20 protein-coding genes are annotated in these 25,718 nt (G+C 53.9%); 6 read left to right on the top strand and 14 right to left on the bottom strand.

Annotation, left to right across the window (positions count from 1 at the left end; translation table 11 throughout):
• Positions 1–13: 13 nt before the first annotated feature.
• Both R3C20_02525 and murF read left to right on the top strand, forming a co-directional pair.
• Complete coding sequence (locus R3C20_02525) at positions 14–1,564, top strand: UDP-N-acetylmuramoyl-L-alanyl-D-glutamate--2,6-diaminopimelate ligase (protein MEZ6039352.1); 1,551 nt, start codon at positions 14–16, stop codon at positions 1,562–1,564.
• Between the two features lie 114 nt (positions 1,565–1,678).
• Positions 1,679–3,127, top strand: coding sequence for a UDP-N-acetylmuramoyl-tripeptide--D-alanyl-D-alanine ligase (murF, locus tag R3C20_02520; protein MEZ6039351.1), 1,449 nt, complete (start codon positions 1,679–1,681; stop codon positions 3,125–3,127).
• Here murF and R3C20_02515 read toward each other — a convergent pair.
• The 8 genes from R3C20_02515 to R3C20_02480 form a co-directional block, all read right to left on the bottom strand.
• Positions 3,124–3,393 (bottom strand): hypothetical protein, encoded by a 270-nt coding sequence (locus R3C20_02515; protein ID MEZ6039350.1) that lies wholly within the window; start codon positions 3,391–3,393, stop codon positions 3,124–3,126. The two genes, murF and R3C20_02515, sit on opposite strands and share 4 nt — an antisense overlap.
• A gap of 61 nt (positions 3,394–3,454) precedes the next feature.
• A complete protein-coding gene (locus tag R3C20_02510) occupies positions 3,455–4,873 on the bottom strand; it encodes a sigma-54 dependent transcriptional regulator (protein MEZ6039349.1) in 1,419 nt (472 codons plus the stop codon).
• A 73-nt stretch (positions 4,874–4,946) separates the two neighbouring features.
• Positions 4,947–5,669 (bottom strand): ATP-binding protein, encoded by a 723-nt coding sequence (locus R3C20_02505; protein ID MEZ6039348.1) that lies wholly within the window; start codon positions 5,667–5,669, stop codon positions 4,947–4,949.
• 99 nt (positions 5,670–5,768) lie between these two features.
• A complete protein-coding gene (pnp, locus tag R3C20_02500; GenBank protein ID MEZ6039347.1) occupies positions 5,769–7,547 on the bottom strand; it encodes a polyribonucleotide nucleotidyltransferase in 1,779 nt (592 codons plus the stop codon).
• A gap of 61 nt (positions 7,548–7,608) precedes the next feature.
• The gene (locus R3C20_02495) at positions 7,609–7,893 is read right to left on the bottom strand and encodes a hypothetical protein (GenBank protein ID MEZ6039346.1); all 285 of its coding nucleotides are present in this window, start codon (positions 7,891–7,893) and stop codon (positions 7,609–7,611) included.
• A 413-nt stretch (positions 7,894–8,306) separates the two neighbouring features.
• Positions 8,307–8,576, bottom strand: coding sequence for a 30S ribosomal protein S15 (rpsO, locus tag R3C20_02490; protein ID MEZ6039345.1), 270 nt, complete (start codon positions 8,574–8,576; stop codon positions 8,307–8,309).
• A 402-nt stretch (positions 8,577–8,978) separates the two neighbouring features.
• Positions 8,979–11,807 carry a trypsin-like peptidase domain-containing protein gene (locus R3C20_02485; protein MEZ6039344.1) on the bottom strand — a complete coding sequence of 943 codons (2,829 nt, stop codon included), beginning with the start codon at positions 11,805–11,807 and terminating at the stop codon, positions 8,979–8,981.
• A 328-nt stretch (positions 11,808–12,135) separates the two neighbouring features.
• On the bottom strand, positions 12,136–12,726 hold the full coding sequence (locus tag R3C20_02480) for a hypothetical protein (GenBank protein ID MEZ6039343.1): 591 nt from the start codon (positions 12,724–12,726) through the stop codon (positions 12,136–12,138).
• Between the two features lie 225 nt (positions 12,727–12,951).
• Here R3C20_02480 and R3C20_02475 point away from each other — a divergent pair, with 225 nt between their 5' ends.
• Entirely contained in the window at positions 12,952–14,394 is a 1,443-nt protein-coding gene (locus R3C20_02475; protein ID MEZ6039342.1) for a metallophosphoesterase family protein, read from the top strand.
• Between the two features lie 249 nt (positions 14,395–14,643).
• Here R3C20_02475 and ispE read toward each other — a convergent pair whose 3' ends face one another.
• The 6 genes from ispE to R3C20_02445 form a co-directional block, all read right to left on the bottom strand.
• Complete coding sequence (gene ispE / locus R3C20_02470) at positions 14,644–15,513, bottom strand: 4-(cytidine 5'-diphospho)-2-C-methyl-D-erythritol kinase (protein ID MEZ6039341.1); 870 nt, start codon at positions 15,511–15,513, stop codon at positions 14,644–14,646.
• Positions 15,510–17,843, bottom strand: coding sequence for a TIGR03545 family protein (locus R3C20_02465; protein MEZ6039340.1), 2,334 nt, complete (start codon positions 17,841–17,843; stop codon positions 15,510–15,512). The genes ispE and R3C20_02465 overlap by 4 nt, the downstream gene beginning before the upstream one ends.
• A gap of 56 nt (positions 17,844–17,899) precedes the next feature.
• Positions 17,900–18,412: a TIGR03546 family protein gene (locus tag R3C20_02460; GenBank protein ID MEZ6039339.1), complete on the bottom strand. Its 513-nt coding sequence runs from the start codon at positions 18,410–18,412 to the stop codon at positions 17,900–17,902.
• Positions 18,413–18,713: 301 nt separating this feature from the next.
• On the bottom strand, positions 18,714–20,831 hold the full coding sequence (gene fusA / locus R3C20_02455; protein MEZ6039338.1) for an elongation factor G: 2,118 nt from the start codon (positions 20,829–20,831) through the stop codon (positions 18,714–18,716).
• A 402-nt stretch (positions 20,832–21,233) separates the two neighbouring features.
• Positions 21,234–22,457: a hypothetical protein gene (locus R3C20_02450; protein MEZ6039337.1), complete on the bottom strand. Its 1,224-nt coding sequence runs from the start codon at positions 22,455–22,457 to the stop codon at positions 21,234–21,236.
• A gap of 41 nt (positions 22,458–22,498) precedes the next feature.
• A complete protein-coding gene (locus R3C20_02445) occupies positions 22,499–22,897 on the bottom strand; it encodes a bifunctional nuclease family protein (GenBank protein MEZ6039336.1) in 399 nt (132 codons plus the stop codon).
• A 245-nt stretch (positions 22,898–23,142) separates the two neighbouring features.
• Here R3C20_02445 and R3C20_02440 point away from each other — a divergent pair, with 245 nt between their 5' ends.
• The 3 genes from R3C20_02440 (at position 23,143) to kdsB (ending at position 25,692) form a co-directional block, all read left to right on the top strand.
• Positions 23,143–24,201 carry a DUF1559 domain-containing protein gene (locus R3C20_02440; GenBank protein MEZ6039335.1) on the top strand — a complete coding sequence of 353 codons (1,059 nt, stop codon included), beginning with the start codon at positions 23,143–23,145 and terminating at the stop codon, positions 24,199–24,201.
• A gap of 157 nt (positions 24,202–24,358) precedes the next feature.
• Entirely contained in the window at positions 24,359–24,769 is a 411-nt protein-coding gene (locus tag R3C20_02435) for a hypothetical protein (protein MEZ6039334.1), read from the top strand.
• 158 nt (positions 24,770–24,927) lie between these two features.
• Complete coding sequence (gene kdsB / locus R3C20_02430) at positions 24,928–25,692, top strand: 3-deoxy-manno-octulosonate cytidylyltransferase (protein MEZ6039333.1); 765 nt, start codon at positions 24,928–24,930, stop codon at positions 25,690–25,692.
• The last annotated feature ends 26 nt before the right edge of the window (positions 25,693–25,718 follow it).

Genomic DNA, 25,718 nt, shown 5'->3' with positions numbered 1-25,718 from the left:
CGGGCTGAATGCGATGTCCATTCAGTCGTTGAACTTCACCATCAGTTTAAAGGATGTGCTGCCGGGCGCGGTGTTCCTGAACTGTGAGGATATCGTTGTCCGTTCTGCATCTTCAGACAGTCGAAGCATCCAGTCTGGTGATCTGTACGTTGCCATCCGGGGCAGACAATTCGATGGGCATCGCTTCATCCACGAAGCTGCCAGTCTTGGCGCTTCAGGTTTACTGCTGGAAGTCGCTGACCCGAACGTCCGGATTCCGCAATGCCTCGTCCGGGATACGCGCCAAGCGTGGTCAAGACTTACGCTCGCGCTGAAGGGGAACCCCGAACGCCACCTGTTATTTGCAGGTATCACAGGAACCAACGGGAAAACAACCACCGCCTGGATTCTGCGTTCTATTCTTCAAGCATCGCAACTCAGCACAGGATTGCTGGGGACAGTCGAATACCACGATAGCGTTCGACGTGAACCTGCGACACTGACAACTCCTGACTCAGCAACCACAGCCGAATGGCTGCAACGCATGCGAGAATCCGGAGCCAGCCACTGCGTGATGGAGATCAGCAGCCACGCTCTTGATCAGTCAAGGTGTTGCGGAATTCCGCTCAGTGTCGCGGCAATCACAAACGTAACACACGATCACTTTGACTACCACGGCACTTACGATTTGTACCTGCAATCGAAAGTGCGAATCCATGAAATGCTCATACCCGGCGCGCCATTACTTCTGAACGCGAACGATCGCTCAACAGGTCTCATCAAAGGCCGTCTCAACAACCGTCAGCGAATAATCACGTTTGGAGAGAGCGCTGCGGATGATGTTCATTTCGTATTGCGGGAAAATGTGCTGATACTGCATTTGTTACGCCGCACTCTGGAAACAGAGATGCAGTTGTTTGGTCAACACAATGCGATGAACTGCCTGGTTGCGGCAGCCATGGCAGAAGAACTGGGCGTCACCCCGGAGTGCATTGCGTGTGGGATCAATCACCTGGAATTCGTTCCCGGCCGATTGCAGAGCATTGAAAGCGGGCAGCCTTTCAGGGTGTTTGTTGATTTCGCTCATACGCCGGACGGACTGGCACAATGTATTCTCACAGTTCGCTCACTTACGAAAGGGCGAGTCATTCTGGTCTTCGGGGCAGGCGGAGATCGCGATCGAGGGAAAAGACCGGCCATGGCGCAAGCATCAGCCTCGGCTGATGTTGTGATTGTCACGTCCGACAATCCGCGCGCAGAAGACCCCGACCAGATTATTGCTGACGTTCTGAATGGTTTCGCTGATTTCCCCCCGGAGAAACGGAATCCTGGGCATTCCGAAACCATGGTCAAATCTTTGACAGACCGACGTGTGGCGATTGAGGCGGCGATTGAAATGGCAGAACCTGAAGACTCCGTTATCATCGCTGGCCGTGGCCACGAACCATTTCAGCAGTGGGGTCACAAGTTATTGAAATTCGATGATTCTGCAGTGGCATTGGAGATCCTTCAGTCGAAGTTTCACGGCAAGCAACCATCAGCCGTTTGTATTTCTGAGTCACCTGAAAAGTTGCACGATGCCTGATGTCAAAATGAGCTTTCAGCGTGGTGGTCTGTCCATCAGGAGTGTTTTGTGAGTGATCTGTTCAGACGCCATTCTGCTGATTCGCCTCTTTCGCAGAACGTCGGAGGGTGAATCGTGTTTCCCATCACCCTGGCTCGCGTCATTGAGATCGTTGGTGGCCGTTTCCATTTGGGGACAGATTCGCAGTCCAACACAAATCCGGATTCGATTCTGCTGTCAGGAAATGCATCGATAGATTCAAGACAAATCGCAGAAGGGGATGTCTTCTTTGCATTCCCCGGATCCGGCAGGCATGGCATTGAATTTGTTGATCAGGCAATGGCCGACGGCGCTGATTGTGCCATTGCCGAACACGCAGCCAACATCACAGGAGTCACTCAAAGTTCAATGGTTCTTGTTCCTGACGTGCAGCGAGCGTTGTGGCAACTGGCTGCATGGAATCGGTCAGAATTTGATGGGGCGATCATTTGCGTCACCGGAAGTGTTGGAAAAACAACAACACGACAGCTGATTCATACCGTGCTTCAGGAAGAGGGGCACTACTGCGGTATTCAAAGCGATCGAAACTTCAACAATCATCTGGGGGTTCCGCTGACCCTGCTGCGTCTCAACCGGGATCACCAGTTCGCTGTGGTCGAAATCGGTGCCTCCAGCAAAGGAGAAATCAGCAAACTGGCGGCACTGGCAGAACCAGAAATTGGCGTCGTGACGCGCGTTGGCCCAGCCCATTTGACTGGATTTGGAAGTGTTGACGCGATTCAAAGCAGCAAGCGTGAGCTGGTCGAGGCCGTGGCTGAGTCGGGGTGTGTTGTTCTGAACGCCGATGATGCACTTGTAAACTCAATGGCGATTGCGGCCAACTGCCGCGTCATCAGAGTATCGATCAGTGAGGTGAAGAAACTCCGTTTCAACAACGGAGTGATACAGTTTGAATGGGATCACCAGCCGTTCGCAATTCGCGTCACGGGCAGCCATCTGCTGATCAACGTGCTTCTGGCAATAGCTGTTGGACGCGAGATGGGTGTCAATATCAGGCAAATGGCAGAGCGTCTTTGCCACTTCATTCCCAACGCTGGACGTGGTGCGATGTGGGCCGGTTCAAATTTGACGGTTGTTGACGATAGTTACAATGCATCCCCAGCAAGCGTCGCAGCAGCCATCTCAGCCCTTGGTCACTGGCAAGGCAGTCGTCGGATTCTGGTCCTGGGTGATATGCTGGAACTTGGTGAACAGGCGGAGCACTATCACACCGTTGCTGGAGAGGAAATCTATCGTGGTGGCATCGATGTGTGCCTGCTGCTGGGAGATTTCGGTGAGTGTGTGCGGAAAGGATGTCTGAACGTTGCCGGATGCTGCGGAACGCAAATTGCCTGTTTCGGAAGCGATATCCGGGGTTTGTGTGCAGCACTGGAGTCAGAATTGACTCGATCCGCATGTAAAACTGTCGTCTGGGTCAAGGGATCACGCGGCCTGCAGATGGAGCGTGTTGTGGAACATCTGCGAGAACAATTTGGGTTGAATCCGTTTGAACCTTCCGCCCAGCGGTTCGAACCTGGTATTTAATCGCGTGGCTTCAGCAGGCATTGACGCTGAAAGAAAAGGATGAATTGTTCGCCCTTGTCCGGAGACGGCACCGCACTGACCAGTTGCCACCCACGATCACCAAGATCGGCAAAAGCACTGCCTTTGAACATGCCATCCTGATCTTTCTCCAGATACAAAGTCCGGTATTCCATCTGTCGAGGAATCAATGCATCGAAGAGAACTCGAGTGACGATTTCTGCAGACCAGATCGTCAGGATAAGCAAAAACAGTTGACGGTAGCTCATGTGGAAATCCTTCCCGTTTTGAATTCTGTTTGAACTTTGACCGGATCCGGACATCGCAGGCTCACCGTTTCAGGTCGTATTCCTTAATCTTTCGGTAAAGGGTGCGTTCGCCGATTTCAAGCATTCTTGCAGCCTCTTCCCGGTTTCCATCCGCCAGCTCAAGCGCGCGTTCGATGTAGTATTTTTCGACTTCCGTCATGGGGCGTCCGATGAGTCCGTCTGCTCCGGAAACAAACTCGTTTTCGGTATCGGCGGAAATCTCAGGGACAAGCATCGATATTTCCGGGGGAAGACCATCGATATCCAGGATCCCGTCCGAATCCAGAACCAGCATCCTCTCGACACAATTTCGTAATTGGCGAATGTTGCCTGGCCACTGATAGGCCAGCATCGCTTTTCTGGCTCCTCTGGAAAAGCCCTGAACTTCACGGCCGGTTCGTCTCGACAATTCCCGCAGAAAGTGTTCCATCAGTAATGGGATATCCCCGGGGCGTTCTCGCAGGGGGGGTAAGTGGATGTTGACGACGTTTATCCGATAGTAGAGGTCTTCTCTGAACGCTCCCTCGGCGACCATCTTCTTAAGGTCAGCATTCGTGGCGGCTACAAGCCGAACGTTGATATTCAGCTCATCATTTGCCCCAAGGCGGGTAATCTTGCGTTCTTCCAGGACACGCAGAAGTTTTACCTGGGTGTCCATCGGCATTTCGCCGACTTCATCGAGGAAAAGTGTGCCGCCATTGGCGTATTCGAATTTACCGATACGGCGACCAGCAGCACCCGTGAACGCGCCTTGCTCATGACCGAACAATTCGCTCTCCAGGATACTGTCCGGCAAAGCAGAAATATTCAGGGGGACGAATGGCTTGTTCTTGCGTGGGCTGTTTTGATGCAGCGCCCGAGCAACCAGTTCTTTTCCCGTACCGTTTTCACCCTCGATCAGCACGGTACTATCGGTCGGAGCGACATTCTTCAGAATCTCAACGATTCCATGCATCTGTGGGCTGTTGCCAATGACTCCTTCAAAGCCAAATCTCTCATCGAGTGATCGACGAAGTTCCGCATTACGACGAATCAGGCGGAGTCGGGCAGAAGCCTTCTCAACCGCCGAACGAAGCTCTCCAATGTCCAGTGGTTTGGTCAGATAGGTGTAGGCACCGTGCTGCATTGCTGTGACGGCAGATGTAATGGAGCCATGGCCAGTCAGCACAATCACTTCTGCATCGGGCAATTCTTCCTTTGCCTGTCGAAGGATCTCCAGCCCATCAATCTGTCCCATACGCAGGTCGGTAACAATGACATCCCATGACTCCGCTGCAATCAGTTGCGAGCCCTGTTCTCCTGAAGGAGCCACACGGCAATCGCAATTGATGCGAGCAAGACTGTCGGCGACAGCCTGAGCATGGGCTTCGTCGTCATCAACGATCAGTACTCGGACAGGGATCGTCGAAAGATCCGATGCTTCATTTCGGTTTGCAGTCATTTGTGATCAGGGTTGATTATTCGATTCAACGCAGTCTTTAACGACGTAAATCTGAGATTTGATTGAAGTGGCGTTATGCCGCAGGCGACTGAGGCAACACGATTGTGAATCGTGTTCCTTTTCCCGGTTCACTTTCGCAATAGATACGTCCGTGATGGGCTTCAACAATTCGACGCACAGTCGGAAGTCCCAGTCCACTGCCACCGTTTCGAGTCGAGAAGAACGCCTGGAACATCTTTGCAAGCGTCTTCTCATCCATTCCACTACCTGTATCAATAACTTCCAGAACGACGTCTTCATCTTTCGGGTAGGTCAGGAAGTCAATTGAACCACCATTCGGCATTGCTTCCATCGCATTGCGGCCAAGATTCACCAGAACCTGCCGGATCAATGACCGATCAATCAGCACCTGTGGCAGGTTACTGTGAATGTGTGGTCGAAGCTCGACACCCTCGCTTTGCGCCTGAGGTTCCAGAAAGCCAATGTATTCAAGAACAGCATCGTTCAGGTTTGTTGATTCAAGTTGCAATTCGCCGGCACGAGCGAACTGAAGAAATGCGTTCAGAATGTCTTCCAGATTTCGACATTCCGTCTGCAGGTTTCCGATACGTCGGGCCATCCTTCGAGCCCGGGCCGAATCGTCACCTTCGAGTTCCTCTGCGAGCAACTCCAGATTCATCCCCATCGTCGAAAGCGGGTTCCTGATTTCGTGGGCCAGGCCACCCGCAAGCGTCGCGAGCTCAAGGTTCTGAGCCTGCAATCGTTCACGTTCGTCCGGTGTCACGCTCTGATTCATAAGAAGTGCTTCAGACTGGGGCAGGCCACCGAAAAGAGAACACCACGCCGCTCAGGACGTGGGTTCTCAGTCTGTGACTGCCAGCTTGCTGGCTGATGATCAGGCGTCGTCTTCCTCTTCTTCACTTTCTTCGCTGGCCGCCAGTACCGCCCGACGCGAAAGTTTCACTCGGTTCTGATCGTCAACCGCGATCACTTTGACCTCAAACTTGTCACCAACTTTGCAAATATCCGTGACGTTCTTTACGAATCCGTCGGACAGTTCACTGATGTGGCAAAGTCCGTCTTTACCGGGAGCGATTTCAATGAATGCTCCAAAGTCTTTGATCGAGGTCACCGTTCCATTGTAAATACGCCCCACCTGAATCTCTTCGCAAAGCGCTTCGATACGTGCCAGAGCGGCATCTGCAGACTGGGCATTGGCCGCCGATATTGTGACCTTCCCGTCTTCTGCAATATCGATGGTCGCACCGGATTCTTCCTGAATCGCGCGAATGGTTTTTCCACCCGGACCAATCAACAGTCCGATCTTTTCCGGGTTGATGGAGGTCTGTACGAGTTTCGGAGCTGTCGCAGAAACTTCGGTCCGTGGCCGTCGGATGACGGTCAGCATTTCTCGAAGCAATTCCTTACGCGCCTTCAGAGCCTGCTCGAGTGTTGCGCGGATGATTTCCTCGCTGATGCCTTCTGTCTTCAGGTCAAGCTGAATACCAGTGACGCCACGTCCCGTTCCGGCAACCTTAAAGTCCATGTCGCCGAAGTGGTCTTCGTCCCCCATGATGTCGGTCAGCAGAGTGAACTTGTCGCCTTCGTCCACCAGACCGATGGAGATCCCAGCGACGGGCTGAAGAATTGGTACACCAGCGTCCATCAGTCCGAGCGTTGCACTGCAGACAGACGCCATGGAACTACTGCCGTTTGATTCCAGGATGTCCGAAATCACACGAATGGTATACGGAAACTTCTCAGTCGGCGGAATAACAGGAGCCACTGATCGTTCTGCAAGACACCCGTGTCCAATTTCGCGGCGACCTGGCCCACGAATTGGTCGGCATTCGCCGACGCTGAATGATGGGAAGTAGTAGTGAAGCATGAATCGTTGTGACTCTTCACCAAACAGTCCATCGCTCTTCTGCTGATCTCGTGTGGTACCCAGCGTAACGGTTGCAAGCGACTGAGTTTCGCCGCGAGTAAACAACGCCGATCCATGTACACGAGGCAACTTGGAGACCTGGCTGTTCACGGCTCGAAGATCAGCATGACCTCGGCCATCAAGTCGAACACCGCTCAGGATGAGATCACGAACAACGCGAGACTCAAGCTTGTAGAACGCTTCACTGAACTGAGCACGAGTCAGCCCGTCTGCCGTTGTATCCGCCTCTTCAGGGAAGTATTTTTCGATCAGCTGCTTCTTGAGTTCGCTGACCTTATCCGCACGCTCATGCTTCAACTGCGTCGCTTTGGCAGCTTTCAGGCTGTCGTAGGCATCCGCCCTGACGATAGCATCGAAAGGATTTTCGGCAGGTACAGGGAACTCTACGGCTGGAAGGCCAAGTTCCTTCACCAGATCTTCCTGCAATTTGCAGAGAATCTGGATCTGCTTATGAGCGAACATAATTGCGTCGCCCATTTCTTTTTCCGGCAATTGCTGGGCGAAACCTTCGATCATCAGGACCGCTTTACGAGAGCCGGCGACGATCAGATCAAGTTTGCTTTCCGCCATTTGCTGAACGGTTGGCATGACAACCAGTTCGCCATCAATCAGCCCAATACGAACCGCTGCGATCGGACCCTTGAATGGCATTCCCGAAACCATCAGTGCAGCGCTGGCAGCGTTGATGCTCAGCACATCCGGATCATTCTCGCCGTCGGGCGACATGACATTGGATTGAATCTGAACTTCGTCCCGGAAGCCCTTGGGGAACAACGGGCGAAGGTGGTCAGTCCGTCAGTCGGCATGTGAGAATTTCGCGGGTGGTTGGTCGGCCTTCGCGTTTCAGATATCCGCCTGCAAACCGCCCGGCCGCCGCAAGTCTTTCTCGATAATCAACCGTCAGCGGAAAGAAGTCCGTCCCCGGACGTGAGGGCCCCGTCTGCGCGGCGACAAAAACACTCGTTTCACCAAACTGAATCAGTACCGCACCGCTGGCCTGCTTAGCCATTTCGCCTGAAGTAATAGAGACCGTTCGGCCCCCCAATTCGCACTCGACAGTTACTTTCTTCACAATCAATTCCTCACCCGGACCAGCCGGCATACGGACTGCATCATCTGGGCAGGAACGAGATCAGATTATCGCGTGTGCAGCAACTTCACGGCATCAGAGAGAGATGCAACCGACGCATCGCCTCACGACGCGTCAAGTGCAGAAAACTTGCTGAACAACATCAACAATGACGCACCGAGATCCGAAATACGTGGCGGCACTTACTGCGTGCCAGTTCACTGGATATCGATAGGGTGCGGGGCGTTCAGCCAGTCCGAAACTTCCGACAACTCAAAGTCGCCACAGGATGCGGCAATCCGCTACGAACCTGCGGCAGCAGTCAAACTCACTACAAAAACAACACAGACACAAATTGAATCAAACAAACAGAAAGGCGTCGCGGTGCTTTCAACACTCGCGACGCCTTCAATTGACTACTTACGAATATTCAATCGAGTAATCATGTCCACATAATGCTGCGGATTCTTTCGCTTCAGATAATCCAGCAGCTGACGACGGGTACTCACCATGGCCAGCAAACCTCGACGGCCAGCGTAGTCTTTGGGGTGAGTCCTCAAATGTTCGGTGACAGCCTGAATGCGCGCTGTCAACACCGCGATCTGTACGTGAGGTGAACCAGTGTCACCCTCTTTTTGTGCAAACTCAGCGGTGATACGTTGCTTCTCTTCTGCCGAAATCGACATCAAATCCCTAACTATTTCCAACAATTGACCTGATGACTGTCGGGGTTCACCATCGCAGTTTACCTGCGCCCGAGTGCCCTGGAACGATCAGCCATTCTGACAAGAATCAGCAGCACGGACCGACCGCACTGCCATTTTGGCGACATTCTACTGATGACTCCGTTAAAATCAATCCACAAGACCTGCAGGAACTCGAAGGAACACCCGCAGGCTGGAACGATCCAGTCAGTTTCGGCCAAACCTGGCTCCCGGAACAGTCTTTTTCCGCCGAAATCCACAATCCTCACTCCGGAGACCGACGCTAACAGCCTTTTGAACAAAGGGACTGGCTCAAGCAGGAAACCTTAAAACACGATGGCTTCCAGTCGTCCTGCGTGCCTTTCCCGGTTTTTCGACGGACAGCTAACGCGAACGTACGGCATCCAGCGCTCGCTGGGCCGTATGACGCATTGAAAAATCCGGTCCGGTCGCAATCTTCTCAAGAAATCGCTCACACTTCGCCGTGCCAACTTTTTGAAGCACTTCCAGTAAATCACGCTTCACAAACGTGTCCTTCGTACCCTCAAAATGATCAATGACGATTTCTTCCACAGCAGGCCCACACTGGATCAGGGCAGCCTTGGCATCGCTTCGGATGGAGGATTGATGCATCGCGTCGATGAGGACCGGATACATCTCCGGCTTGCCTGTGGCCACCAGAGTACTGAGAGCCTTCTTCTGAGCTGCATGCAGGAGTCCATCGTTTGCTTTAAGGATTTCTACCAGTTCGTCGTACTCTTTTTCTGTCGCCCAGTGGGCAAATGCTTCCGTCGCTGACTTCGCAACGAATGAACTACTGTTCTTCATATGTTTTCGAGCCACAACCAGCACGCGAGACCGCATTTCTTCCACGATAGCAATGCCTGCCAGTTTGCCGAGCGGCGATGATGCCCCACTTCCACCTTCAGCCTTCTTAATCTCGTCCAGAAGTTTATCCACCAGTTCCTTATTCGGGACGGTCGCTTCCTGCTGCCTTTGCTCCTGAGCTTCCTTCGCCTTTTGCTGAAGAGCCTCTCGTTCCTTTCTGACTTCTTCCGGGTCTCGCAGATTCCACGTGACCGTCAGAGGAAAAGACGTATGCCCATCTTCGTCATTCGATTCCATGGTGGCATTGTATTCGAGGCGTTGTGCAATGCCTTGCTCCACATCAAACACGAGTGTTCCATTGCCACGAATACGCATGTAGGGCTTCGCCGGGTTGCGGGTTGTAGTGTATTCGTACGTCTTCTGGATCGAGATTTTTCCGTTCAGCTCCTGACCTCGCTGATAGCCAACACGTTCAATAGCGGGGATCGTGTCCAGTACCTCGTCTGGTTTCTCTCGCCCAAACATCCCGCGTGGACCTCCAAATGGGCTTGGTATCGGTGGGCCAAAACCTCGTCCGAACGGACCGTTGTCACCCCGTTTAATTCGTTGAAGTGTGCCGGATTCTTCACGTGCCCATTGTGATTCAGAATGAGCATCCAGCTCCTCGATAAACATCATTCCAATTGGCCCGAGTACAAAAGGAAACTGCTCGTCTCCCTTGTAGCTCAGGACTTCGCCAAGCCCGTTCACCTGAAGACTGCCTCGATCGGATCGGGAACTCGGGAAAGACGGAAATCCGCCCATGCGGAAGGAGCCCGGTGAGATGCTGCGAGTTTCTGTGTAACTGCCGCTGTACTGAAGGGAAACAGTTTTTCCTCCGCTGCTCCCTTTCACTTTGATGTAACAGACACTGGGGCGCACTTTCTGGAATACAGCCGGACCGGCCAGTGAAGGTCCGCGATTTACAGTACTCGCAGGGATTTGGTTTGCGGCCATCAGCTTTCGAAGTTCATTCGCCGGGGCAGCAAACCCAACGGCAGTCACCGAAGACCCTGCCAGCTTTGCGCTCGCAACCCCAATGACTTCGCCCGCATCATTGACCACAGGTCCTCCGCTGTTGCCAGGATTAATAGGAGCGTCCACCTGGATCCGCTGGCCATGCTCGGGATCCATAATGATGCCTGCGACTGTTCCCGTGGTGATTTTCACATCCGTCCCGAGGACATCTGAGAGCGGGAACCCAATCACGCGCACAGATTCGGCCAGCTGAACGCGGTCTGAGTCCTGAAACTGTACGGGGATCAATCCCGAGGCATTGACCTTGATGATTGCCACATCGGTCTTTGGGTTCACCGCGACAACAATGCCGGGCCATGTTTGACCGTTGAGCTGAACATCGATTTTTTTGGCACCTTCGATCACGTGGGCACAAGTCGCAATGTACCCATTCGCGGTCACGGCGAATCCAGTTCCGGAGCCTTCATCATCAGGAGCATTCGCATCGCCAGTCACCTTGTAGGTGCAGCTTCCGTTGACTCGCACGCTGCCATTTCCGTCCCCGGCTTTGATGCTGACGGCATAGATGTGTTCGTCACCCACTTTCCATTTGTAAATCAACCGACGATTGTCAACGACGGCAGCCACCGCTCCGGCGTTGCCCGGAGGAATGATGCTCGGAGGTGGATTCTGTACCGGTGGTTGGTATCCGGGTTGTTGCGGTGGAGCTGCTGGTGTGATCCCGGCCACCGTTCCTCCACCCGGGACAGGCGTATTCGCGGGAGCAGGTGTATTTGGCTGCGGGATGGTTGCCGGGTTATTAAAAGTATCCGGGCGAACTTCCGCCGGGACCGTCAATGCCCCTGCTGGTTGAATTTCCGGATCCGCATTGGCGACGACGGTATCGTCAGTGTTCCTCCCGAAGTACCAGCCAGCGCCAATTGCGCCGATGATGCAGACGACGGCAAGTACGACCAGGGGTGTTTTATTTCCGCTGCCTGCTTTTGCGGTGCTTGAAGGAGATTCCCTCTTCCGTCGACGCGGAGGTGGCGCCGTCGGTTGATTGTATGTGTCTTCGAATTCGTCGAATTCATCATAGGCGCGGGGGGCTGGCTTCCTGGGTTTCGAGCCGGCGCTGCGAGTGCGATTCTCTCTGGTGTTCACGGGGGCAGCAGGCTTTCCGGGTGTTTGCCGGCGGGGTGCCTGCTGGCGGGTCGGGCGTGCACTCCCGGCCTGCGGCGTACCGGCTGGCTGCCTGGGCGTAACCGGCTGACCTTCAACGAGTATGCGCTCGTCACATTGAGGACAATTGAACTGGATGTCGCTCGCCGACTCACGTACACGCAGTTTCGAAAGGCAACCCGGGCATTCAACGATTATGTGGCTCATTGCTTGTGTGTCCGTGATTAACGTCGGTCAGAAACCGAAACTCCTGGATCGTTCCGCATTGTGACGATGAAATTCTGCAATTTCGAGCGAAAAGCCAACGTTCTGTTTACTATGCATCGACCGGGCCGGGGAAAGTCTTTGGGGCAGGGCAGTGAAATCACGCTGCAGGCAAACGATTGGATTCTCTCCGCGAATAAACAGCCTGTGGTCAGTCGTCGAGGACCTCACTGTCCGTTGAAGAATCGGGCCGCCACGCTGGACGGCTGTGAACCGTGGTGTTTTAAGGTCTCCTGCTTGAGTCAGTCCCCTTCTTCAACGGGCTGCTAAGCTAAGCTAAACCCGGGGGCAGGCGGGCGGAAGTGTCCGCTCGCCACAGGGAATCCGGAGGAGAGAGGTTTTCTACAATCCTGCGGATTTCCAGAGTAGCTGCCATCGCTGCTTCGATCGTTTCCAGCCACCGACTGTCAGTCGCACGTCGCAACGCAAGGCGGGCCATGGCGACAGCGGGATCACCATCTGTCGCGAGTGGATCGGGAGGTAAATGATCGTAGTAGCGACGGAACATCGTTGTAGAAGCAAAAAACTGTCGAAGTCCGAATCGATCCGCCAGAGCAGCCTGTAGCCGGAGACAAGCGTGCTCGTGAATTCTTTTGGACGAATCAAAACTCTCCAGGCCCCAGTCCGGTTTTGTCAGGCTTTCAGGGCCTTCGCATAATGCGTGGCAAATCTCATGCAGGATCATCTGAGCCAGGCAATCATCGGCATCCAGAGTTTCCGCAGTTCCAATTGTCAATGTCTGTCTGCCGTCCCAGGAGGCATTGACTTCGTGACTGCGTTGCACCTGCATCCCCAATTGCACTGCCGCATGAATCCAGATCAGGTCGACAGGATCCGCATATGCTCGGGAAATAGATCTCACAATTCGCATCCTCTAAACTAGACCGGGCACAGTCGGCATGCTACGAATGCTGACAAAGCCAGACAGGTCATTACACGTTGAGCTGAGACTTTGAAACATTCCCCCGCCACCGGGAAACTCCCAAAAACCAGTTGAGCCATCTGTATCTGCCTCAACATGACGACCATCGGTCGTCACCGGGCAGGATTCTGGCCGCCTTAATTCCTGAAACAAACTGAGTTCGATATGAATTTCCAACTTCGCTTCCATCGTTCCATTTCGTGTCTTGTTTCCTCCTGCCTGTTGATTGCGATCGAATGGCAGGTAGCGAATTCCTGTTCCGGCGGTCAGGAACCAACCAGCAGCCCCATTGTTTCCAACACAACCAGTCAACTGCGATCACCTGCTGAAATGTATCGCCCAAGCGTCACCCCAGACAGGATTATCCTGACGTGGAACGGTGATCCCGCCACCACTCAATCGGTGACTTGGCGAACATCCTGTGAGGTCCAAAAGGGGCTTGCACAGCTGTCACTGGCCGATCCAGGCCCTGACCTGGAAAGTGAGGCTCTCTCGTTCGAATCCCAAATGGAAGATTTGAGCACGGATCTGAACATGGCGCGTTATCACAGCGTCACGTTTCGTAACCTGCAATCCGGAACGAAGTATGCCTACAGAGTTGGAGATGGCGTCAACTGGAGCGAGTGGTTTCAGTTCCAGACCGCAAGTCAAACATCGGAGCCATTCTCTTTTCTCTACTTCGGTGACGCTCAAAACGATCTTCGATCACGCTGGTCACGCGTGATTCGCGAGGCCGCAAGAACAGCTCCTCGTGCTCGTTTCATGATTCATGCGGGCGATCTGATCAATCGCGCTGAAGCAGATTCCGAATGGGGCGAATGGTTTGGAGCAGGAGCATGGCTGAACGGAATGATTCCAAGTCTTCCTGTCCCGGGGAACCACGAGCAAGCCGGTTCAGCCGGCAATCGACGACTGACCCACCATTGGCGACCGCAGTTTACCTTGCCGGAGAATGGTCCCGCAGGGCTTGAAGAGTCCTGCTACACACTCACATTTCAGGACCTGCGCATTGTTGGATTAAACAGCAATGAAAAGCAGGAAGATCAGGTGCAATGGCTTGATCGCGTACTGACAGAAAATACGTCGCCATGGGTCATTTGTACGTTTCACCATCCAATGTTCTCCACAGGAAAGGACCGCGACAATACGGCACTCAGGAAACTCTGGAAGCCTGTGCTTGACAAACATCGCGTCGACCTTGTCTTGCAGGGGCACGACCACACTTACGGGCGAACAGGCCTGGAAACACCCACAGCAGAGGTTTCAGAAACAGTCGAAGCAAACGCGGCCTCAGGCCTGAACAAACTGCAACTGTACACCGGCAGCGTGTATGTCGTGTCTGTCAGTGGCCCCAAAATGTATGGTTTGCAACGGCACGAATTTATGCCTCGCCAGGCTGAAGATACGCAGCTTTATCAGGTCATCCACATCAACGGAGACGAACTTCAGTTCGAAGCATGGATGGCAAATGGCGAACTCTACGACGCTTTTACCCTGCGAAAGAACGACGGGCAGATCAATACGCTGATTGAACAGGTTCCAAATGTCCCCGAACGTATCAGATTGCCTGCCGTCAGACAGAAAGCTGCTGCAGTATTCGGAAAGTAACCCGCCGACTCAGGGCATCCAGCCTTGGTTCAACTGCCAGAAAGTGTGGACATCATGCTGGTTTGCATCAACCGAGGATTGCCGCGCTGGCAACGACCCGCCTTCGCTCCCCAGCTGCAGGACCATAACATCAACAGGTCGACGCGCACCCAGTTGTGCTCGTCTGACGATCTGGTTGTGGCAGGAATCAAACAGACATCCGCCTTAGCTTAGACTGGCAGAGTCACCCCAAAGGATTTTGCATGGGCGTCAGCACTTCAGAACCCAGGTCCTGAAGTCGGTCTCGAGTGTCAATTTAGCTTGAAGCGAGTTTGCCGCGAATTCGTCATCAACCACCACAAAGCAGGTCGAACCACTTCCCGACATGAAGACAGAATTCTGGCAGATCTGTTGTACGTCATCCATCATTCTCGCCATTGAAGGATTCACTTCACGAGCGGCACTGGTCAGCCGATTGAAGCAGTGTTGACGAAGAGTCAAAGGGTCACCGGCAGTTAACGCGTTGCCGACAGTTTTTGCCGACATGGGCGTTTCCGGAACCGTGGAATTCTGAAAGACGTCCTGTGTGCGATTGCCCTGAACTGGCTTCATTGCGACGAACCAGAATTCACCTTTCAGAGCAATCGGTTCCACCTTTTCGCCCCGGCCATGACAAACAGCCGCCCGATGTCCGCTGAGCAAAAAGTTGATATCACTGCCCAGCTGTTCTGCCAATGCGTGCAGGGCGTCTTCCGATAGCGAAGTTCCCCAGAGAGAATTGAGTTGCCGGATTGTTGTAGCCGCATTGGATGAGCCGCCTGCAAGTCCGGCTTCGGCAGGTATTTGCTTCGAGACTGTAATATCAGCTCCTGATGTGCAGCCTGTTTGCTTTTGCATCAGCCGAGCCGCGCGAACGATCAGATTGGACTCATTGAGTGGAAAGGCGTCTGCCGAGATTCGGCAGGAATCTTCATGAAGATGAAGATTGATGTCAGGGTCCGAGCGAAGCGCGAATGTGATCGTGTCGCAAAGCGACGTTCGCAGCATGACGGTTTCCAGTTCATGAAAACCATCCCCGCGGCGGGAAAGAATTTCCAGGAAGACATTCAGCTTTGCCGGGCTGGAGGCCTTGATCGTCAAGGTTGCGTGCCTGAAGAAGTTGGAGTGCCGTTGGATGGATTGGGCTGGTTCAGGAAACTTCCAAATCCACGAAGTCCGGAGATCGGTGATGCAGTACCAGATTGTGCCTGCGTCCCTGATGAGCCGCCAACTGTGTTCACCGGAAGTGCGCCGGGAGAATTTGGTTGTTTCGGGGGCGATAGACGCAGGCCGGGAAATACGTCACGTACAGAATTCGACGGGCGAGTATCCTCAACACCTGTCGCATTTGCCTGGGCCGGGTTCGGAGCAGTTACCGCGGGAAAAAGAGTTCCAAGCGACCGAGGCAGTTGTGTTCCCATCAACGGTCCGCTGACCGGTTGTCCGCCGTAACCAGTCGCTCCATTTGCAGGGCTCGCACTTCCTGAAAGTGGGACCGATAATATTCGGGATGCATCGCCGGGCAGCGATTTATTGATCAGGTTTGGAATCGCATTCTCGACCGATCCTCCGGGGATCTTCCTGGCAAGGCTGTCCGGGAGCCCACCGGACATGACAGCATTCATGTCGTTCATCGTGCGGTCGACCTGTTGCTTTTGCTTGTCGGACAGGAATTGTGAATTGGACGCCGTTCGTGCAAGCGTGTTGATGTCCACTTTGCCGGACCTGAACGTTGCAACGATCGACTGAACCTCCTGAACCTGCGCGATTAACTCAGCATTGTCGTCCCTGAGTCGCTGAAACTCACTGGAGAACCGAGTCGAAAGCTTCGACACCTGATTTGTGGCGTAGGCATTCACATCGGCAATCAATCGTTCCCTGGCCTGATCGATCTGATGTGCAAACGCCAATTGGACCCCATCAACGATTTGTTTTCCAAGGTCCGACTCAATCTGCATGGTTGGTTTCAGAAGTGTTCCACCAAGATTCATCGATGCATTGACCTGATGAATGGAATTCAGCGCTTCACGAGCTGCCGTGAGAAACTCAGGCCGAATCCCTTCGCTGGCGGTCAGGCTGGCATCGTGAAGGACAGACTGAAGTTGAACTCTGCCAGCGATTTGCTTTTCCACAACGGTGAGATCCATTCCCCATGACACCTCGCCAAGGCGAGCTGTCAGCATGGCTTTTTCAGGCTTTCCCGTTGCAAGCGGCTGGCCCTGAGGCTTACTGTAGGCCGCCTGAATTTGAGTGACCGGCTTTTCCAGCCGTGCATCATATGTCACCATCATCGTGATTGGTGAATTGCTGTCTGTCCGCAGCCGAAAGACACACGGACGCCCAAGTAATGGCGCATCTTCGGTGACATCAGCAAGCTGGGCTTCAAACGGTACCAGCTCGCCATCGATCTCTACTTCGCCTGAAACGGTCAGGTTCTGAAGGTGAAAGTCCGGGGTTGGATTCAGAAGTGGAAACTCAAAATCCTGACCACGCTGACGTTCCGGTTCGGTCTGTTCAGCAAGTTCCTGTTTGTACTGCCGTGCAAGTTCGATCCAGGAGAGCAGTTGCTGCAATTGCAGGTACATCTGCTGACCAATCAACGATTCAGTGACACGACGAGTGTCAGGTTTCATCATCGAAATGGTTTCCCTGACCATTTGCTGATCGTTCTGACGCGCCTGATCAAGGCGGGCAAAGTCAACGCGCACTTCCGGAGCGATTCCCGTCAGTTCCTCACGGATAGCCTTCGCTTCCATAGAGAGTTGTTCGGCCTTCCGCGCAATCTGAAGATACTGCTCAACCATCCTGAGCGGATCACCCCGTCGAGCTTGATCAAATTCCAGTTTCAGCTGTTCGAACCGCGGCTTAAGCAGCTTGGCTCGGTCTGTCATTTCGTCGAAGCGCTGGTCCCATTTCTCATAGACTTCCGTACCGGTGCGATATGTTTCCAGACGATTGGGGTCGATCTGCGCCTTCGCCTGATCCAGGAGTCCCGTCAACCATTCTTCCCCGGCACTGCGTAGTTGCTCCTCCATCCAGGATGGCTCTGAGTTCTCTTCTTCTGGTTCCGGTGGCAGATCCAGTTGTCCGTCATCTGAGCGAGCAGTGTGAAAGCGGACGCCACGAATGTGTCCCTCTTCCACCACGAACTGGCGTCGAAGAAGCGGATCTCCTGCAAGCCTGAGCTCCAGCGAATCAAACTGCACCATGTTCGTTCCGGGCCGTGACGCACTGGCCAGTGCCACTCCATCAACCACCAATCGGGGCGGGTAGACTTGCGAACGGATTGAGGCAACATCAACCCGTGCCCCGGTGACAGATTGAAGTGTCTGCACCGTCGCGTAGTGCATCAGTGGATCTTTGCCCCACGTCAGGAATGCCCAAACGATGGCGACGATGATCAGTCGAGGTATCACGTATGACCAGCGCACTTGGGGAACTCCAAAACGGACATCAGGCTGAAAACCAGAACGCAGAAGTAACTGATTTACTCAACGGAACCCAGACGATCTGCCCACTCAGCACCAAGAAGGACTTTCGCGAGCCGCCAGTGACGAGCATGTTCGGAAAGCAGGTCGGCGTAGTGCTCAAATACCGGTCGAGAGCTGCGTGACAGTGGCCACAGCAGCCCTAATCCCAGCAGAAAACTGCCCATAACAATCGAGTTATTAAAGTCAGTCCACGGCATCACCGGCGTGTTGTAAAGCTGGATCCAGAACTGCTGAAGCGATGGCAATGAAAGAACGAACCGTCCGATCGCATCAGACACGGGATCAAACCAGGACGCTGCAAAGGTCACGGCTATTGCAGTCGCAGTTGCAACTCCAAGATTTACGCGCAACATCGCCACAACCATACCGAGGGCGATCGCGAGAAGGTTGCCTTTCGGCACAAGACCGACAAGCACACCAAGTGCAAAACCCCAGCTCATTTGAGCGGGCGTCGACTGGGTAAGAAGAGCCTTTAACAGAACTCGGACAGGCCGTAGTACAAAGAACATGCGGTTTCCTCCCACAGCGCGAAACGCGGGCTGGTTGATCTGAACCCGGCTTCCTCCACGCGAATCCGCCAATGTGCCGCTGAAGCAGATTCGGGTCAATACGACATCGCTCCACTGCCGGACGGGATGGTGTCCCTGAGATTCGATCGAGTCGATGAATCAGCACTTTCTGCCGCTCGCAACTGACACTCCGGCCCGAAAGGCAAGTCGCAAAAAAAAAGAGGCCACTCGGTCTGCCGAGTGGCCTCTTTGTCCGGGTTCAGCATGTCACTGCTGACCATGTTGTGAATGATGCCCGAAACTATTTCGCGGCCGCTCGAGCTTCTTTTTCCTTCATGCGTTTCTCGAGGATCTCTCCCTGGAGTCCGCGTGGAACCTGTCGGTAGCACTGGAATTCCATGCTGAATGTTCCCTTGCCCTGAGTCATGGAACGCAGCTCATTCGCATAGTCGAACATACTTCCAAGTGGCACTTCTGCGTTGATCACGCACACAGCGTCGTTCACTTCGGATGAAGTGACGATGCCGCGTTTGCTGCTGATGTGCCCTGTCACAGCTCCCTGATATTCATCCGGAGTCTCGATTTCCAGCTTCATGATCGGCTCCTGAAGCGCCATGTCAGCCTTCTTCAGTGTCTCTCGCATACATGCGAAGGACGCGATCTTGAACGCCATTTCGGACGAGTCGACGTCGTGGTAACTTCCATCCTGAAGTCGCATGCGAACGTTTACAACTTCGTACTCGCCCAGAGGTCCCTTGACCAGGCCCTGCTGGAAACCGGCATCACAAGGAGCGATGTATTCACGGGGAATTCGACCGCCGCTGATCTCGTCGACGAATTCGTAGTGAACTTCCGAAGTCTCAGGAAGTGGCTCCAGAATACCCACAACGTGAGCGTACTGACCGGAACCACCAGATTGCTTCTTGTGCTTGTAATTGAACTCAACAGCCTTGGTCGGTGTTTCGCGATAAGCCACGCGCGGCTCACCGATGATACATTCACACTTGTATTCTCGCTTGATGCGCTCGACATAAATATCCAGATGCAGCTGCCCCATCCCTGCAATCAGCGTCTGGTTTGTCTCTTCGTCAGTCATCACTCGGAACGTTGGGTCTTCCCGGCGGAATCGCTCGAGCGCCTTGCCCAGCTTGTCGGCGTCGTCGCGTTTCTTGGGTTCAATCGAAAGCCGAATGACCGCATCGGGGACAAAGATATTTTCGAGAGAGACGTTGATTCCATCGCCAAGGAAAGTGTCACCAGAGGCACAGTCCACACCAACGACAGCGATGATATCACCTGCTTCTGCTCCATCGATTTCTTCGCGGTCATTCGCGTGCATTCGCACGAGTCGACCAAATCGAACCCCACGACCGGTACGAGCATTCGTGTAGGTGTTGCCTTTGACAATCTTGCCCTGGTAGATTCGCATGTAGGTCAGCTGACCGAACGCTTCCACAACGGTTTTGAAGGCCATTGCAACCAGCGGTTCATCGGTTGAATCGCTGAGCACGACTTTCGGATGCTGACCATCCTCACCCACGGGCTTGCTGTTGTCGATTGCGTACTTGTCGCGGTCCAGCGGACATGGCAGATAGTAAGTGATTGCATCAAGCGCGAGCTGAACACCGCGGTTCTTGTAGGCACTGCCCATCAGGACAGGAGTAATCTGCTGAGCCAGCGTTGCCCGGCGGACAATTGCCCGGATCTGATCGACAGAGACCTCAGATTCTTCCAGCAGCGCTTCCATCAACTCGTCGTCGTGCAGTGACAACTGTTCGAGCATCACCTGACGACCTTCTTCAGCGGCAGCCTTCAGTTCATCAGGAATTGGTTTACGAACGACGGTTTCGCCTTCTGATCCTTCGTGGTAGCAGGCTTCCATCGTAATGAGGTCAACAACACCTTCGAACGCAGACTCAAGACCGATTGGAATTTGCAGTGGAACGGGTGTGGTCTTCAATTTGTCCTGCATCTGCTGCATAACCTTTTTAGGGTTCGCACCAGTGCGGTCCATCTTGTTGATGAACGCGATTCGAGGCACGCCGTATCGCTTCATCTGGCGGTCAACAGTCAGAGACTGACTTTGTACCCCACCAACAGAGCACAGCACCAGGATGGCACCGTCCAGAACGCGCAAACTGCGTTCGACTTCCACTGTAAAGTCAACGTGGCCTGGCGTGTCGATGATGTTGACGACATAGTCATTCCACTCAACACGCGTTGCGGCTGAGGTAATTGTAATCCCGCGTTCGCGTTCCAGGTCCATATGGTCCATGGTCGCGCCGCCGTCTCCGCCTTTCACATCCCGGATCTTGTGAATACGACCTGCGTAGTAGAGCATTCGCTCGGTCAGGGTCGTTTTACCAGAGTCGATGTGAGCCGAAATACCAATGTTGCGGAGTCGGGCCAGGTCAGCCATGTCAGAACTGTCCTAAGTGTGAAAGAGAAAAACAAAGACGGATCGCCGGACGAAATCTCCCCCCAGGAATTCCGGCAGGGAAGATGCAACGCACAGCTGTCGGCAGGTTGCAAGTGCAAATTGCCTCATGGCCTGAATCGTCTTTGACCGCGTTTCAGCTAATCAAACCACACGAATTCGAAATTCAGCAGATCCCAAACCCCGCGCATAACGACTCCGACCTCGCCAAAAAGCGATGGCGGATGGTATCGGCGCAAAATCGGCCAGAAAAGAGGAAGACCCCCGAAATCACCTGACACGCATACCTTTACCGAACTCGGGACGATCAGAGTCTCAGGAAAAACACGGGCATCGAACCTCGAAGCCAGAATGCTGACACTGGTTCGGGCCGGCCGAGTCCAACTATTCCGCTCGCTCAATCGGCATGCTCAGTCTGTTGAATTGATCGAATCCACGCCTCATTTGCCATGCCGTGACGCTCCACGCCTGAACCTGTGTTTGCTCGAATTCCACAGAAATTCGGGTGTCTGGCAGTTTGATGAGGCATTCACCGTGAATGACACAGGTCATATCCAGCTTGTCGAAGACCGGACGAGTTCGGGACTGCACGGAATCGGATTTCACGTGAGGAATGATGGTGGCCTTACCTCTCCATAAGTCAAGCTGCACCGAATCGGCCAGGAACCTGACCGGAGACTGCGTCTGATGGTTGCCGTCCGGGGGCAGATACCTTCCGTTTCCCGAAAGGCCGACATGCTGACGCGAATCGGCCTGATTTCCAGCAACTGATCCGCTCGGCGGAACTTGTGAATCGCTCTCCACAGCGCCTTCATCCTCCACGGTGCTGTCCAGCCGGATTGCGACTTTCATGCGTCCCAGCAGACCAAGGGGTACCTCCTGAATTACGTCCCGTGATTCCGTGGAAGCCCCATCGAACCAAAATGGTGTCGCCAGCCATGAAGCGAGGACCTCGGCCGAACCACATTCGCGAAGAATGGCTTCCGCTTCGGGATTGAGCCCGGTCAACCGATTCAACAGTCCAGCAAAATCATCCTGGCCAATTTTCCGCACCGAACCATCATGATTCAGAGCAATTGAAAATGTAAGCCCCCGAAGCGACTCCAGAACCTGTTCACTCGTTGTTGTCTGAATCTCTTCTGACGAATCAGTCGATCCTGCATCAACACTGCGACTTGCGTTTGCAATGCCGACATTCAGAAGAATGCTTCCATCCGGATGAGCCGACATCACGCGGTATTCGAGTCGGATCTGGCTTCGTTGCTTCGTCTCAAAGAAACGATTGCCATTTTCCTTCGAGGTCATCGTGGTCTGACGTGTGGTATGAACATCAACCTGAAACGCGTCGCCAACCCGAAGATCCCAGATGGTCCCGAAGACAGGCGCTGGCGCAATAATCGCACCGTCCGTAACGGCCCGCTGCCGCAATCCCGGTCGGGCAGCAGGACCTGTGGGCGGTTGTGCAGCAGCCTGCTTTTCGTCGGCAAACGCATGGCACGAACCGGCCCCCAGAATTGTGAACAGCAGCACACTCGCGACACACGAAACGCGATTTCGAATTTGAATTTGATCAAGCATTAAGAAGCTCATATGGGTCTTCTCTGGCATGTCGGTCTTCTCTGGACTGTGTGGAAGCAAACGCCCCCGGATTACCCAGCGACTTCCAGCACGTGTTCTGCCACATACACTGGAATCGCCGGCTTGTAGTGGACCGCAAGAGCAACCGCATCGCTCGGGCGACAGTCGATTTCGTGAAGTGCGTCGGCGGTACGGATTTTCAGCGTGGCAAAATATGTGTGATCCTTCATGTCAGATATCAGCACCTCCTCCACGGTCCCATTGAGGACTTCGATGACATTCTTCAGAAGATCGTGGGTCAGAGGGCGAAACGGTGCTTCCTCCAGAAGTCTGCGGTTAATTACCTGGGCCTCAAAAGGCCCGATCAGGATTGGAAAGGTTCGGTTACCACCAACCTCTTTCAGGTAAATCGCCTGTTGATCGTTAATTTCCGAAATGATGATTCGGCTGAGTTCCATCCGGACGGGCACTGGGGTTTTCTCCCGGGTGTAGATGCGTCTGAAGCGGCATGTGAAAGGTCTGTCCCCTGTCGCGTTCTCTGCGCTTTCAGTTTGGATGGATGATGATAGCGGACGGACGAAATCAGGTCGAATCGATTCGTGAAATGTATGTTCAGAGTGGCAGGGCAGGAATTGACTGTGGGCACCGTGTGTGCTCGAATGTTCATCACGCGATCTGTTCTTTTCACGTTTCTCATTGTGAAGGAGTTTGACAAATGCGCCTCGCGTTGTCCCATCGTAGCAAGAAGGGTGGATTCACTCTCATTGAACTTCTGGTTGTGATTGCGATCATTGCCATTCTGATCGCGCTGCTTCTGCCTGCAGTTCAGCAGGCGCGTGAAGCCGCTCGCAGAACTCAGTGCAAGAACAACATGCGTCAGATCGGTCTTGCCTTCCACAACTACCACGATACACACAGCCGGTTTCCGCTCCCCGCGGTCGTCGGACTGACTCTGGGAAGTGGCCTGGATATTCGCCAGGGTTCAAGTTGGTGTACCATGCTGTTGCCATACATTGAACAGGCGAATGTCTACTCCATTTATGACTCCCAGCTATCGCCCTATCACCCCAATAATGCAGCCGCCGTATCAACGATTATCAACGGATTTGCGTGTCCTTCAGTCCCGCGCAGCGAGATGACACATACGATGTCAATCCCCGGTGGCACGACACTCGGGGCCGGGTACCCCCCGACTTCAGCCACGATTTCGATCACTGGCGGTGTGCTGGACTACGACACTCTGGATGGCGTTCGGGGGGACTTCAATTCGTTTGCCTACGCGGGGCATTCGCCTGCAGCGGATCGAAAAGGCTGGGGAACCTGGACCCTGCGCGTTCTTGACCTGCCGCAATTCAGCTCGGGAGGCACCGGCGGAAAAATTCGCGACATGACTGACGGAACTTCGAACACCATCCTGGTAGGCGAAGTGGCGAATCGAGCGAAGCTGTTCCGCAAGAAGACAGAAATCTCGCCATCAGCAGACGCCGAGGCCTACGCACAATCCCTGACGGGCAGTGGTATGTGGGCGGATATTTTCAAAGGCGACACATGGATCAACGGGCGACTTTACGACGGAACGAATGGATCCGATGGTGGCCCCTGCGCCGTGAATTGTTCGAACGCTCGAACAGCAGGATTGTATTCCTGGCATGTTGGCGGCGCCCATGTCACGCTGGCGGATGGCTCATCACGATTCATCAGTGAAAATGTTGATAACTACATTCTCGCGGGCCTAATCACTCGCGGTGGGGGCGAAATTGCGGGCGAGTTTTAAGCTGCTCGCTGTGATGGAGATCTCGACATAACCTCCGCAGGTCCAGCCGCGCACAGCCGGATGCTGTGCGCGGCGTTATGTTTTCTCTCGGGAAAGGTCTACTGAATTGATGTGGCTCAAGGCAAAATCTACTCGTTCCTCATTGCTCTTCTTTTGCATGAGTCTGTGCGCTGCTGGTTGCGGTCGGGAGCCTCAGCGTGGTGTTACAAGGGTGGAAACGGTACCGGTCACGGGCATAGTCCTTGTTGATGGGCAACCCGCAAACAATCTTCGCGTATCCGCTGTTCACTCCACGGCGACTCAGGGACTGGTTCCTCACAGCCCCGGCGGATACACGAAGGAAGACGGTCGGTTTTCACTTTCAACTTACGAGTCCGGCGACGGCGTTCCACCGGGAGACTACAAGCTCACGTTCGTCTGGGGTGAAATCAATCTGATGAACGGCCAGTATAGTGGTGACAAACTGAAGGGTAAGTACGCCGAACCGCTCCGGTCTGCCCACCCGCTTCAACTGTCATCTGGTGACAATGCGGTCGATATGGGAACCATCGAACTGAAATCCAGATGAGTTTCCCGGCCGTTTTTCGTTGTGATGTGAGAAATCAAAATTCAACTCTGAATGCAGCCGACGGAAGTCGTGAAGATCCCAGTTGCGGAAACAAGCTCACTCACCGTAAACTGACGTTGTCCGTGAATTAGCACGGCACGCAGAACAGGGAGGTTTTCGTGCAAATCGTGGGTATCATTCCGGCCCGACTTCAGTCAACGCGACTTCCTCGCAAGCTGCTGCTGAATGCGACGGGCAAACCGCTCATTCAATATGTCTGGGAAACAGCCTGCGCGTGTCCCGAGATTTCGGAGGTTCTCGTTGCCACTGACAGCAACGAGATCGCGGAAGTTGTGCATCATTTCGGTGGGCAGGCCGTCATCACGGGAGAGCACCAGAGCGGGACCGACCGCATTGCCGAAGTCGTGAGAAACAGATGTCCGTCCGCAGATATTATTGTGAATCTGCAGGGCGACGAACCCGAACTACAACCGTCTGTGATCACGTCATTAGTTCGACAGATCATTGACAACGACTCCCCAATGGCCACGGTTGCTGCTCCGTTGACCGATGCCCGAAAGGTGCTTGATCCGTCCTGTGTCAAGGTGGTTACCGACGTGAATGGCAGGGCCATGTACTTCAGCCGTTCGCCGATTCCGTTTAGCCGTGACGTCCCGATGGAAACGTTCTTCAGCGATGACGAGCCATCGCCATGGCTGCAGCATGTTGGCTTGTATGCGTACCGCCGTGAATTCCTGCTTCAGCTCACAATGATGCCGCCATCGCCGCTCGAACAAATGGAAAAGCTCGAACAGCTACGTGCCCTGCAATGCGGTGCTGCCATTTCTGTGGCTGTGGTCGACCATGCTGCCGTCGGAATCGACACACCGACCGATTACGCCGAATTCCTCCAAAGACACTCCGCTCTTCGGGTTGCTGCCTGACCATGAAAATGACAGTGGAAAATTGT

Source organism: Planctomycetaceae bacterium (assembly GCA_041398825.1).
Lineage (GTDB): Bacteria > Planctomycetota > Planctomycetia > Planctomycetales > Planctomycetaceae > F1-80-MAGs062.
Note: the sequence above shows the minus strand (reverse complement) of the source record. Positions and strands in the feature narration are given on the sequence as shown.

What these genes read in the sequence shown, in the direction of transcription:
- rpsO (MEZ6039345.1), bottom strand. Translation starts at nt 8,576, where the DNA reads ATGTCGATTTCGGCAGAAGAGAAGCAACGTATCACCGCTGAGTTTGCA.
- R3C20_02505 (MEZ6039348.1), bottom strand. Translation starts at nt 5,669, where the DNA reads ATGAATCAGAGCGTGACACCGGACGAACGTGAACGATTGCAGGCTCAG.
- R3C20_02450 (MEZ6039337.1), bottom strand. Translation starts at nt 22,457, where the DNA reads ATGCCAGAGAAGACCCATATGAGCTTCTTAATGCTTGATCAAATTCAA.
- pnp (MEZ6039347.1), bottom strand. Translation starts at nt 7,547, where the DNA reads ATGTCGCCCGACGGCGAGAATGATCCGGATGTGCTGAGCATCAACGCT.
- R3C20_02460 (MEZ6039339.1), bottom strand. Translation starts at nt 18,412, where the DNA reads ATGTTCTTTGTACTACGGCCTGTCCGAGTTCTGTTAAAGGCTCTTCTT.
- R3C20_02515 (MEZ6039350.1), bottom strand. Translation starts at nt 3,393, where the DNA reads ATGAGCTACCGTCAACTGTTTTTGCTTATCCTGACGATCTGGTCTGCA.
- R3C20_02475 (MEZ6039342.1), top strand. Translation starts at nt 12,952, where the DNA reads ATGAATTTCCAACTTCGCTTCCATCGTTCCATTTCGTGTCTTGTTTCC.
- R3C20_02510 (MEZ6039349.1), bottom strand. Translation starts at nt 4,873, where the DNA reads ATGACTGCAAACCGAAATGAAGCATCGGATCTTTCGACGATCCCTGTC.
- R3C20_02525 (MEZ6039352.1), top strand. Translation starts at nt 14, where the DNA reads ATGTCCATTCAGTCGTTGAACTTCACCATCAGTTTAAAGGATGTGCTG.
- R3C20_02440 (MEZ6039335.1), top strand. Translation starts at nt 23,143, where the DNA reads ATGCGCCTCGCGTTGTCCCATCGTAGCAAGAAGGGTGGATTCACTCTC.
- R3C20_02485 (MEZ6039344.1), bottom strand. Translation starts at nt 11,807, where the DNA reads ATGAGCCACATAATCGTTGAATGCCCGGGTTGCCTTTCGAAACTGCGT.
- fusA (MEZ6039338.1), bottom strand. Translation starts at nt 20,831, where the DNA reads ATGGCTGACCTGGCCCGACTCCGCAACATTGGTATTTCGGCTCACATC.
- R3C20_02435 (MEZ6039334.1), top strand. Translation starts at nt 24,359, where the DNA reads ATGAGTCTGTGCGCTGCTGGTTGCGGTCGGGAGCCTCAGCGTGGTGTT.